This is a genomic window from Vibrio splendidus (genome assembly GCF_002873455.1).
Taxonomy (GTDB): domain Bacteria; phylum Pseudomonadota; class Gammaproteobacteria; order Enterobacterales; family Vibrionaceae; genus Vibrio; species Vibrio splendidus_J.
Window position 1 is genome coordinate 100,130 of sequence record NZ_MCUN01000024.1, and the last position, 11,816, is coordinate 111,945.

General features: G+C 46.6%; 8 protein-coding genes. 5 read left to right on the forward strand and 3 right to left on the reverse strand.

The genetic code is table 11. The annotated features are described in order from the left end of the window. Positions 1 to 2 precede the first annotated feature (2 nt). A complete protein-coding gene (locus BCU75_RS18180) occupies positions 3 to 632 on the forward strand; it encodes a response regulator (protein ID WP_019821543.1) in 630 nt (209 codons plus the stop codon). On the opposite strand, the gene BCU75_RS18185 is transcribed toward BCU75_RS18180, so the two are convergent. After that, entirely contained in the window at positions 629 to 2,380 is a 1,752-nt protein-coding gene (locus tag BCU75_RS18185) for a potassium/proton antiporter (protein ID WP_102474664.1), read from the reverse strand. The genes BCU75_RS18180 and BCU75_RS18185 overlap by 4 nt on opposite strands. Before the next feature lie 451 nt (positions 2,381 to 2,831). Here BCU75_RS18185 and BCU75_RS18190 point away from each other — a divergent pair, with 451 nt between their 5' ends. From BCU75_RS18190 to BCU75_RS18205, 4 genes are all read left to right on the forward strand, one after another. Further along, positions 2,832 to 3,098: a DUF4212 domain-containing protein gene (locus tag BCU75_RS18190; RefSeq protein ID WP_009844701.1), complete on the forward strand. Its 267-nt coding sequence runs from the start codon at positions 2,832 to 2,834 to the stop codon at positions 3,096 to 3,098. Between the two features lie 10 nt (positions 3,099 to 3,108). Further along, entirely contained in the window at positions 3,109 to 4,812 is a 1,704-nt protein-coding gene (locus BCU75_RS18195) for a sodium:solute symporter family protein (protein WP_076675521.1), read from the forward strand. Positions 4,813 to 5,021: 209 nt separating this feature from the next. Next, on the forward strand, positions 5,022 to 5,408 hold the full coding sequence (locus tag BCU75_RS18200) for a hypothetical protein (protein ID WP_102474665.1): 387 nt from the start codon (positions 5,022 to 5,024) through the stop codon (positions 5,406 to 5,408). A gap of 12 nt (positions 5,409 to 5,420) precedes the next feature. Then, on the forward strand, positions 5,421 to 6,806 hold the full coding sequence (locus BCU75_RS18205; protein ID WP_102474666.1) for a class II fumarate hydratase: 1,386 nt from the start codon (positions 5,421 to 5,423) through the stop codon (positions 6,804 to 6,806). A gap of 111 nt (positions 6,807 to 6,917) precedes the next feature. On the opposite strand, the gene BCU75_RS18210 is transcribed toward BCU75_RS18205, so the two are convergent. Both BCU75_RS18210 and BCU75_RS18215 read right to left on the reverse strand, forming a co-directional pair. After that, positions 6,918 to 10,349: a hybrid sensor histidine kinase/response regulator gene (locus BCU75_RS18210; protein WP_241905393.1), complete on the reverse strand. Its 3,432-nt coding sequence runs from the start codon at positions 10,347 to 10,349 to the stop codon at positions 6,918 to 6,920. A gap of 110 nt (positions 10,350 to 10,459) precedes the next feature. Beyond that, positions 10,460 to 11,650, reverse strand: coding sequence for a 3-phenylpropionate MFS transporter (locus BCU75_RS18215; protein ID WP_102474668.1), 1,191 nt, complete (start codon positions 11,648 to 11,650; stop codon positions 10,460 to 10,462). Positions 11,651 to 11,816: the final 166 nt, after the last annotated feature.

Genomic DNA, 11,816 nt, shown 5'->3' on the forward strand with positions numbered 1-11,816 from the left:
TCATGGACTCGACCTATACCATCATCATTGCTGATGACCACCCTCTCTTTCGCAACGCCTTGTTTCAGTCAGTTCATATGGCGATCAGCGGTGCGAACCTGCTTGAGGCTGATTCTCTCGATGCCTTACTGACTCTACTAAAAAAAGAAGATGAACCAGACCTGTTGCTTCTCGACCTTAAAATGCCGGGAGCAAACGGGATGTCGGGCTTAATTCAACTGCGTGCTGAATATCCAGATTTACCGATTGTGGTGATCTCAGCCAGCGAGGATGCCAGCGTTGTCACTCAAGTGAAGAGCCACGGTGCCTTTGGCTTCATTCCTAAGTCGAGTGATATGCGTGAATTGGTGAGTGCACTGAATCAAGTGCTGAATGGCGACCCGTTCTTTCCTGAAGGGCTTATCACCAACAATGCAGCCTGTAGCGACCTTGCGGAAAAGATTTCCACACTGACGCCTCAGCAATACAAGGTGTTAGGGATGCTTTCAGACGGCCTGCTAAACAAGCAAATCGCCTATGAATTGAATGTGTCGGAAGCGACTATCAAGGCACATATGACAGCCATCTTCCGTAAACTGGATGTGAAAAACCGAACTCAAGCAGTTATCTTGCTACAAGAAGTCCACAACTAAACTTCGCTTATATCCTCTTCTAAAGTCGTCTTTGGTAAACATAAACCCAACCTGACGACTTTATGATCATCTATCTCTGCAACCACCCAAGTAATGTCATGCCACACAAAGCTATCACCTAATACAGGATGAACACCAAGCTCTCGCTCAGCCAATTGTTTTAGCGTCATTTCTCGCTCTTCTTCCGAGCCCAGTTCAATACCATAACAATCACTGACCGCTGCAACCGATAATCCAACATCTAAGAAGAAGTCACCAAAGAATCGAGCAGCTTCTTCTGCCAAAGGTGCCTCACTGAACAGCTCACTTAGGCTATCTAGAGCTTTATCTTGACCAAGCACACAGAGAATATCGTTCGCCTCTAATATGGTACTGCCCGATGGGTGAAGCAAGGCATCTTGTCGAAACAGTGCGGTGATGCGCGTCCCTTCAGGCATCGATAAACGCTTGAGCGGTTCACCGACACACCACTTTTCCTCTTTCAACTTATAGACAAACATCTCCCACTCACTGGTAGGGTAGATCTCAATGCCGGTACGAGAAATCGGTGTCGGCGTTGGCGGTAGAGTCACTTTAGCGAGTCTCGCGACTTTCATTAAACTGCCGCCCTGAACAATCAGCGAAACCATAACCACGAAGAACGCGATATTAAAATATAGCTGAGCATTAGGCAGGCCAGCCATCATCGGGAACACCGCCAAAATGATCGGCACAGCGCCGCGTAAACCTACCCAAGAAACAAACCAACGTTCTTTGGTGGTAAAGCTTCTGAACGGCAGCAAACCCAACCAAACAGACAACGGGCGAGCAAACAAGATCATACCGAAAGCCAATGCTAACGCAGGAAGTGCAATGTCCATCAATGTCGATGGCGTAACCAATAGCCCCAGAACCAAGAACATCACGATCTGACTTAGCCACGTCATACCGTCTAGGACATTAAGAATAGAGTGTCGAGAACGCGTTGGACGATTACCAATGAATAGACCCACGAGGTAAATCGATAAGATGCCGCTGCCGCCAAGCATGTTAGAGAACGCAAACAGAGCCACGCCCCCACTGAGTACCAGAATCGAGTAAAGGCCATCAGCCAGTTGTACTCGATTGATTAAGCTCCATAGAACCCAGCCGCCGCCAATACCAACAAGAGTACCGATACCAAACTGCATCGCAAAGCTTTTGAGTAGAAAGTTCATTCCCATCTCGGCATCTGGGGTGCCCAGTAGCGCAATTAAAGTCACTGTCAGGAAAACAGCCATTGGGTCATTAGTACCGGATTCGATCTCTAGGGTTGAGCCAACACGTTCATTGAGGCTCTGCCCTTTCAACAAAGAAAATACCGCAGCGGCATCGGTCGAACCTACAATCGCACCAACTAAGATACCCTGCATCAATGACAGGTCGAACAGCCAAGCGGCCATTAAGCCCGTTAGGGTTGCGGTACATGCGACGCCTATCGTCGCTAGCGAGAGCGACGGCCAAAAAGCGACCTTGAAGCTCGCGACCTTGGTTCGCATACCACCATCAAGCAGGATCACAGCAAGCGCCAAATTACTCACCAAGTAGGTCAGCGAGTAATCATTGAAGTTAATGCCACCGGGGCCATCTTCGCCCGCCAACATACCAACGAACAAAAAGATTAAAAGAATCGGAACGCCCAATCGAGAGGACACTTGTGAGAAAAGTACACTGATGGCGATGAGTACGGCACCAGTCAAAAATAAGTGATTAATGGTTATTGCGTCCAATTCGTTCCCCCAAAGAATAAAACTCGAGCTTTAAGCCTGTTGATCTTTTGCCACTAGCTTGTTGATCTTCTAGCGTTAAGCAAGTCACGGCCGGTGAAAGTACCGTAGTTACTATAACAAACTTATGTTTCGCTTCGTGTCATAGGCAGGACTAAATACCGTTTCTCAGTCATTTAGTTGTTAAATTTTATGACTCGCACTCTAATTCATCCCTTTTTGTTAGACCTTTGGCTAATTTAACATCATTGCAACATCACGTTTTTCTATGGTTATGTCTCCTAGCTCCCATATTTCAGTACATTAGCGCTAATAGCGTCCCGACTAAAGTTGCACAGATCCCTTGACTTATCCTTGCTACATTCTAAATCGTAACATTACGTTAACACAGCTATTTTACAAAAACGGTTTCACAGAAACGATTTCTACTGAAATGGAATTAAAGGAGAAGGCAATGGCGTTCGAATCTACGGAACATGCTCAAGCCTACTGGAAGGAAAACTTGGGAATAATGGGCACACTACTAGCAGTCTGGTTTGTAGTGTCTTATGGCGCTGGCATCTTATTTGTGGATGTCCTAAATACCATTCAATTTGGCGGATTTAAGCTAGGTTTTTGGTTCGCTCAACAAGGTTCAATTTATACCTTCGTGGCGTTGATATTTATTTACGTTGTTCGCATGAATAAGCTGGACAAAAAATACAACGTACAGGAAGACTAGAGGCTAGAACATGGATATTCAAACTTGGACGTTTATTCTCGTCGGTATTACTTTCGCAGTCTATATCGGCATCGCAATCTGGGCTCGCGCTGGAACAACCAGTGAATTCTACGTTGCTGGCGGCGGCGTACACCCAGTAGCAAACGGCATGGCAACAGCCGCTGACTGGATGTCGGCAGCATCATTCATCTCAATGGCAGGTATCATCTCATTCGTTGGTTACGACGGTGCGGTTTACCTAATGGGTTGGACAGGTGGTTATGTACTACTTGCGCTATGTTTAGCACCTTACCTACGTAAGTTCGGTCAGTTTACGGTTCCTGATTTCATCGGTGAGCGTTACTACTCGAAAACAGCACGTATGGTAGCGGTATTCTGTGCAATCTTCGTGTCATTTACGTACGTTGCAGGCCAGATGCGTGGTGTTGGCGTTGTATTCTCTCGTTTCCTAGAAGTTGATATTAACCTAGGCATCATCATTGGTATGGGTATTGTGTTCTTCTACGCAGTGCTTGGTGGCATGAAAGGCATCACTTATACGCAGGTAGCTCAATTCTGTGTCCTCATTTTCGCCTTCCTTGTTCCAGCAATCTTTACCTCAATCATGATGACAGGTAACCCACTTCCACAAGTTGGTATGGGTTCAACGCTATCAGGTACAGATGTATACCTACTTGATAAACTGGATGGACTCACCGAAGAACTCGGATTTACCGCCTATACCGAAGGTAACAAGAGCATGGTAGATGTATTCTTCATCTGTGCGGCTCTAATGGTAGGTACTGCCGGTCTTCCACACGTAATCATTCGTTTCTTCACGGTACCAAAAGTACGTGATGCTCGTATCTCAGCAGGTTGGGCGCTACTGTTCATCTCATTGTTATACACAACAGCACCAGGCGTTGCAGCCTTCGCTCGTGTAAACATGATCGAAACGATTAACGGCCCAGACATGCAAGGTGTCGCAGCAACAGACGCACCAAGCTGGTATAAAAACTGGGAAAGCACGGGCCTAGTAGGTTGGGAAGATAAGAACGGCGATGGCAAAATGTTCTACTCGGGCGATGAACGCAACGAGATGAAGATTAACCGTGACATCATCGTACTGGCTTCTCCAGAGCTAGCAAAACTACCTAACTGGGTTGTAGCACTACTCGCAGCCGGTGGCCTAGCAGCCGCACTATCAACAGCCGCAGGTCTACTATTGGTAATCTCAACGTCGATTTCACATGACTTGTTGAAGAAAGGCTTTAGACCAAACATGACCGACAAGCAGGAGCTGTTAGCCGCTCGTTTGGCAGCCATGGTCGCGATTGTCGGTGCTGGTTACTTAGGTATTAATCCACCAGGTTTCGTAGCTCAGGTAGTAGCGTTTGCCTTCGGCTTAGCCGCAGCATCCTTCTTCCCTGCCATCATCCTAGGTATCTTCTACAAGAAGATGAACAAGGAAGGCGCTATTGCAGGTATGTTGTCAGGTATTGCCTTCACAGCAAGTTACATCATCTACTTCAAGTTCATTAACCCAGCAGCAAGCACACCGGAAAACTGGTGGTTTGGTATCAGCCCAGAAGGTATCGGTACGCTAGGTATGTGTCTAAACTTCATCGTATCAATTGCAGTGAACAAAGTGACAGCAGAAGTTCCTGAAGATGTACAAGAGATGGTTGAGAACATCCGTTACCCGAAAGGTGCTGGTGAAGCTCACGACCACTAAACAACAAAAAGCCACTCATAAGAGTCGCGACACAATAAGGTAAATCAGTGCTTACATTGTAGGGATTAGGTACTGATTCCAAGAAAGCCGATACATTCTGTATCGGCTTTTTCTTTTGCCCTCATATTTTATAAAAAGACAAAATAAAGGGTTGTTTTTAAAATTTCATTTGATAATAATTATCATTAACATCCATTAAAGAGATGCAAATGATGATGAAAGAGCAGCAGAGTCTCTACTCAAGGTTTTACAAAGCACAGGATCGCTTTGCTTCAATAGAACAAGTTCAAGGCAACGAACCTAATATCATTCGAGACTATATTCAATGTGGCCTAACGCTTTCGGCTTACTATGAAAAGCACGCTGCCCAAGAGAATATCTTGTTGTGTGAGTTGTACCTACGCCAAGTTTTCTTCCATTTAATTGAAGCGATTGAATCTCCTGACCGCAGTTTCACCTTTCGTCATACCTGCCTAGACTCTATTCACTCTCCATTATTTTATTTGAAACGCCACTACTGCCAGCAACCACAAGGCCAAGCGCGTTTTTTAAATCTCAGCCAAACACTACAACAAGTCCAAGCCCCACTTGGCTAACAAGGATAGAACATGACCCTACAATTTCGGATTGAAAAAGACAGCATGGGCGAAGTGAAAGTGCCTGCCGATGCGCTATACCAAGCACAAACTCAGCGTGCCGCGGATAACTTCGCGTTTAGTTCACACAAGATGCCAACCAGCTTTATTCAAGCACTGGCATTAATTAAGCTAGCTGCCGCCGATACTAATGCTCAGTTAGGTTTACTGGAAGGTGATATTGCCAACGCGATAGCCGAAGCCAGCCAAGAGATCATTGAGGGTAAGCACCTCGAGCAATTCCCTATTGATGTCTATCAAACGGGCTCTGGCACCAGCTCTAACATGAATGCCAATGAAGTGATCGCGACACTTGCTTCAAGAAGCCTGCAAGGAGATGTGAACCCGAATGATCACGTCAACATGGGCCAAAGCAGTAACGATGTAGTGCCAACAGCCATTCAAGTCAGTGTCGCTTTGATGGCTGAAAATAAGCTGCTTCCCGCACTTACTCATCTTTCTGCAGCGCTTACCGTCAAACAACATGAGCTTGCTGAAGTAGTCAAAACAGGCCGTACCCATCTAATGGATGCGATGCCGATTACCTTTGCCCAAGAGCTTGGCGGTTGGAAGTTTCAGATTGAACATGCCAAGCAAGCGATAGAAAGCAGCTTGCCAGCAATCAAGGCACTTGCTCAAGGTGGCACTGCGGTAGGTACGGGGATCAATGCCGACCCACGCTTTGCCGATAAGTTTGCAAGCAACCTATCTCAATCGACAAAGATCAATTTTACCTCAAGTGAAAACTTCTTTTTTAACCTCAGCAGCCAAGACGCGATCGTTGCGTTGTCAGGTCAGCTCAAAACTGCAGCAGTTGCGATCATGAAGATCTCAAACGATCTTCGCTGGATGAATTCAGGTCCGTTGGCGGGCTTAGGAGAAATTGAGTTGCAGGCTCTCCAACCGGGCTCGTCTATCATGCCTGGCAAAGTGAACCCTGTAATTCCAGAAGCAGCTGCCATGGCGGCAGCGCAAGTAATTGGTAATGACACCACCATTACAGTTGCAGGCCAATCGGGTAACTTCCAATTGAATGTGATGCTGCCGGTTATTGCTCATAACGTTCTAGAAAGCATAGAACTGTTAGCCAACAGCTCAGTCGCATTGGCTGATAAAGCGATTGCCACGTTCACGGTGCGTCAAGAAAACCTCGATTTAGCACTTTCAAAGAATCCAATTCTGGTGACGGCACTTAACCCTGTGATTGGTTACCTAAAAGCCGCTGATATTGCCAAGAAAGCCTACAAAGAGGGCTTACCGATTCTTGATGTTGCCGAGCGAGAAACAGACCTAAGCCGAGAAGAGCTCAGCAAATTGCTCAATCCAACCACACTGACACAGGGTGGCATTGCAGGTTAGTTAGAAAGCTGACAGGCATTTTATGCAACTCGTTGAAATAGCAGAGACAAAAAAGGCCTCATCCGAGGCCTTTCCACTATCCGCTTACCAATCCGAACCTGTTAATTAAAGCTAGCTCACTCGATTCAAAACCGCTCTTAACTTGAGTGGCTTCACTGGCTTGGCAATAAAGCTAAAGCTGTTGGCTTTTATTGCAGCCAACATGTCATCGGTTCTATCGGCACTGATGATGACACCCTCAAAAGAATCCCCAAGACGCAAGCGGCACTGTTGCAACACCTCCAGTCCTGTTCGACCGTTATCTAAACGATAATCAGAGAAAATCACATCCGGCTGCCAATCATTATCGAGACACTTCAAGCTTTCGACCAAGTCGACGGCTGTCTTAACCTCACAACCCCACCGTCCTATCAAGTTCTCCATTCCGACTAAAATCTCTCGTTCATTATCGACACAGAGTATTTTCAGGTGTTCGATATCACTGGTCGCCATTGGCGTCGAAGCTTGCACAACCGGAGCTACCTGTTCTGCTCTCGCTACGGTGATAGAAAAGACGCTCCCTTGCCCCGGCCATGAACGCATCGATATTTGGTGCCCAAGCACATGGGCAATACCTTTGGAAATGGCTAATCCTAGCCCCAACCCCTGATCAGCGCGCACTTGGCTACCACGAGTAAATTCTTCGAAGATCTCCTGTTGCTTGTCTTCATCGATACCGGTTCCGTTATCCCACACATCAATTCGAACCTGACCATTCACTCGCCTCGCGCCGAGGACCACTTTACCTTCTGGGTTATAGCGAAACGCATTAGTTAAAAAGTTCTGAATCACACGTCTCAATAATTTAGGATCCGAGTGAATAAACAGTGACGAAGGGATCATTTTAAATTCAATCTTTTGCTGCACGGCCAACGCACTGAATTCAGCATTCAAATGGGTTAATACATCGTGCACCGTAATTGCGTGAATGTTGGTTTCTAACTTGCCGGATTCCAAGCGAGAGATATCCAACAAATCACCAATCAGATCTTCAGCCGCACCCAACGCACTTTCGATATGAGAAGAAAGCTGCTTCTCCTCTTGCTCTTTTGCCACCTCAGACAGTGACGAAGCAAACAGACGCGCAGCATTGAGCGGCTGCATCAAATCGTGACTCACCGCCGCTAAGAAACGACTCTTCGATTGAGATTCTTGATCAGAGATTTGCGTCGCTTTAACCAAGCGTTGGTTAAGTTTTTCAAGCTCTTGAGTTCGTTCATGAACTCTCGATTCCAAACTTTCGTTAGCATCTTTTAGTGCTTGCTCTGCTTGTCTGAAAACCGTGATGTCGGTAAAGCTCATCACAAAGCCACCACTTGGCATTGGATTACCTTGCACCTCAATCACTCGGCCGTCAGGGCGAATACGAGATGAGGTGTGTCGTGTGCCTTGTTCAAGGTGATAAACACGACGTCGAACGTGATCTTCTGGGTCACCAGGACCACACAAACCTTGTTGGGCATTATGCCGAATCACATCTGAGATGGGTCGGCCAACTTGAATCAAACCAACAGGGAATTCAAACAACTCAAGATATCGCTGATTCCACGCCACCAGCCTCATTTGTTTATCAATGACCGCAATGCCTTGCCCTATATGTTCAATCGCACCTTGCAGCAAACCTCGACTGAAATCGTACAACTCAGACGCTTCATCAACGATAGTCGCAACTTCCTCAAGCTGCATATTTCTGCCTTGCAAAGCCGAAGTGAGTACTAACTTAGCGGAAGATGCACCGAATACCCCTGCGAGTACACGCTCTGCATGTCGAATCAAACTCGCGGGCGCTTGTTGATTAGGAAGCAGTGGCTGACCGTGTTGTTGCCAATAGCTGTGTAAGGCGCTTTTCGCTCGCTTGCGACCTACAAAACGCGAGGCGAGCATCTCTAATTCAGCCACCGTGACTCGGTTCTGATAAAGACTAATATTTTCATTTTCAGGTAATGGTGTACCCACAAATGCCGCCGATTGTAAGCGCTCACTTAGGCTTGGTCGTGTCGTCATCGAGACCACCACATAACACAGGGTATTGAGTAAGATACTCATCACGATACCCCAGTTTGAACTGCTGACCTCCCAACTATTCAACAACTCTGGCGGCGTAATAATCCACAGCAATAAATTACTGTCGCTATCGCCCGCCAACATACTGGTTTGGCTCATCAGGGTAATCAGCCAAATCACTGAGCCTACCAATAAACCTACATACACCCCTTTTCGATTCCCTGGGCGCCAATACAAGCCACCGATCAAGGCGGGAGCAAACTGCGCAATTGCGGCAAATGAAAGAAATCCGATCGCCGACAATGAATGGATTGTATCCAGTGCCTGGTAAAACGCCCAAGCACCGAGTAAAAGCAGTAGAATTAACCCGCGACGAATCACCAATAACAAACCAGAAAAGTGCTTGTGGGTTCTTTGTGTCAAGCGCATACGACGCAACAATAATGGCATCACAAGATCATTCGAGACCATGATCGCCAATGCAATGGTCGAGACAATCACCATGCCACTCGCCGCCGAGGTCCCCCCAAGGAAAGCTAGCAAAGCAATGTGATTGGCCCCTTCTGCCATCGGCACACTGATCACATAGGTATCTGCTGGCATGCCAGTAAGTAATCCCTGACCAGCCCAAGCAATCGGCAGAACAAACAACCCCATCAGAATGAGATAAAGAGGAAACAACCAGCGAGCTGTGTGCAAATCCTGAGGTCGTTCATTTTCAACCACCATGGTGTGGAACTGACGCGGCAGACAGACAATCGCCAACATGGTTAAAACGGTATGAATGATTAGAGTCGGAATATTGGGCGATTCATAAGTGGAAGCAGCCACATCAAGCAGGTCGATTTTGTCACTGCTCACCGCCAGGTACATGATGAACAAGCCAACAATCAAAAATGCCGCGAGCTTAACAATGGATTCAAACGCTACAGCCATCATCATGCCACGGTGGTGTTCAGTGTTATCGATGTGTCGCGTGCCAAACAACATCGTAAAAATGGCCAACGCACCGACCACAAACCAAGACACGTGATAGTCCTGATAACCAAAGTCAGTGGCTAGGTTTGGCGCAACAATATCCAATCCCATGGTAATACCGCGCAATTGCAGAGCGATATAAGGAAGAATGCCAACCACAGCGATAATGGTAACAGCCACCGCTAAACCTTGAGATTTTCCATAACGAGCCGCGATAAAGTCGGCAATAGAGGTGATGTGTTCACGCTTCGCGATGAGGATCAACCGAGCTAAGATCCGCCACCCCAACGTGAAAACCAAAATAGGGGCAAGGTAGATAGGCAAGAAGGACCATGGGTTATTGCTCGCCTGTCCGACCGTTCCATAAAAGGTCCAAGAGGTACAATACACCGCAATAGAAAGGCTATAGATCCATGGACGCCAGCGTGATAGCCAACGAACTTGCCTGTCTCCATACCAAGCGATCAAAAACAACACGCCCAAATAGGCTAAAGAGACTGGAATTACTATCCATCCTTGCATTAAAAACCCTTTTTCATCCATAAAAAAACCTCTCCATAAGGGAGAGGTTTCATTTAACTAGGGAAGTGCGTTTAACTCAATCGCATCGCTTAAATTCTGTGCTTTAGGCTTTAATTCTGAGCATCAGATTGAGCTGAGGCTGTTTGATTAACCTCAACCACTGAGCTTCTTTCATCGACCTTAATAAACAAGGCAAGTGCTCCCATTGCGGCCATACCCCAGAAGATATTGGCACCCCAAAGCTCATATCCCCAACCACTTAAGGTGGTCATTAGTGCGATAAATGCCCCCAATGGAATCGCATTATACAGAGCTTGTAGCGCAACCATCTTGTTCTGCTCTTCAGATTGGATGTATTGAATCGCTGCGATGTGTGCCATAGCAAACGTCACACCATGCAGCAGTTGCACCATAACCAGTGCGAAAATCGCTGTGGTAGAAGCGGTAATCCCCCAACGAGCCATCACCCCAATTGCCGCTACCACGAACAGAGTACGCAGTGACCAACCAGAGAATAAGCGCTTACTTAACGCAAATACGGCCACCTCAGCGACAACACCAAGGCTCCACAAATAACCGATGATCGCTTCTGAGTGACCCGCCTCTTTCCAATAAATTGCACTAAAGCTGTAGTAAGCCGCATGGCTACCTTGCAGCAGCGCCATCAAGGCTAAAAATTTAACGACTGACGATTCACGCAGCAACTCACCTAATCTTGGTCGTACCGCTTGTTGCTCAGAGTGTGTCACCGGCATCACGTTAGGGTTTCTCATCGCCAATACTAATGACATCAGTACACCAGCAAAGGCCGTGTACAAAATCATTTCAGTACCGAATTTCGCAACCAAGTAACCAACGACAGTTGAACCTGCAATAAAGGCAATCGACCCCCACAAACGAGTTCGGCCATAGTCGAGCATATTAAGACGACTATAGTGATTAGCCATCGCATCAGACAATGGAATGATTGGCCCACAACACAGGTTGAACAGCACAGTAGCAAGCAGCATCAATAAAAAACTGCCACCCGTGAAAAAGTGGAAACCTACAAACAACAGCGCGGCAAAACTCAAACAGCGTAAAGCTGGCATCAAGTGTTCAACTTTATGGATACGTGGCGTAATCACTAGGTTAGCAACACAACGCGTCGCAAAACCAATACCAATTAGGACACCAATGTCACCCGCAGAAACGCCTTGGTCTTCAAACCACAGCGCCCAAAATGGTAAATAAACACCATAGGCAAAAAAGAAACCAAGAAAATACTGGGAGATCCAGCCATAAGGGGAAGGGCTAAACATAAATAACCTATAAAAAGTGTCCGGAAAAAGGCAGCACCAATTATGCCTATCTCGCATACGATGAAAAAGGGAATTATTACTGGGATAGTATTCCCATATTCAATTGGTTTGGATATCGCATTTCAATGAAAGATTTCACGCTCATCGATACCCATACTCGCATATA

Coding starts and splice junctions, on each gene's coding strand:
- BCU75_RS18180 (WP_019821543.1), top strand. CDS start 3: ATGGACTCGACCTATACCATCATCATTGCTGATGACCACCCTCTCTTT.
- BCU75_RS18190 (WP_009844701.1), top strand. CDS start 2,832: ATGGCGTTCGAATCTACGGAACATGCTCAAGCCTACTGGAAGGAAAAC.
- BCU75_RS18195 (WP_076675521.1), top strand. CDS start 3,109: ATGGATATTCAAACTTGGACGTTTATTCTCGTCGGTATTACTTTCGCA.
- BCU75_RS18200 (WP_102474665.1), top strand. CDS start 5,022: ATGATGATGAAAGAGCAGCAGAGTCTCTACTCAAGGTTTTACAAAGCA.
- BCU75_RS18205 (WP_102474666.1), top strand. CDS start 5,421: ATGACCCTACAATTTCGGATTGAAAAAGACAGCATGGGCGAAGTGAAA.
- BCU75_RS18210 (WP_241905393.1), bottom strand. CDS start 10,349: ATGCAAGGATGGATAGTAATTCCAGTCTCTTTAGCCTATTTGGGCGTG.
- BCU75_RS18215 (WP_102474668.1), bottom strand. CDS start 11,650: ATGTTTAGCCCTTCCCCTTATGGCTGGATCTCCCAGTATTTTCTTGGT.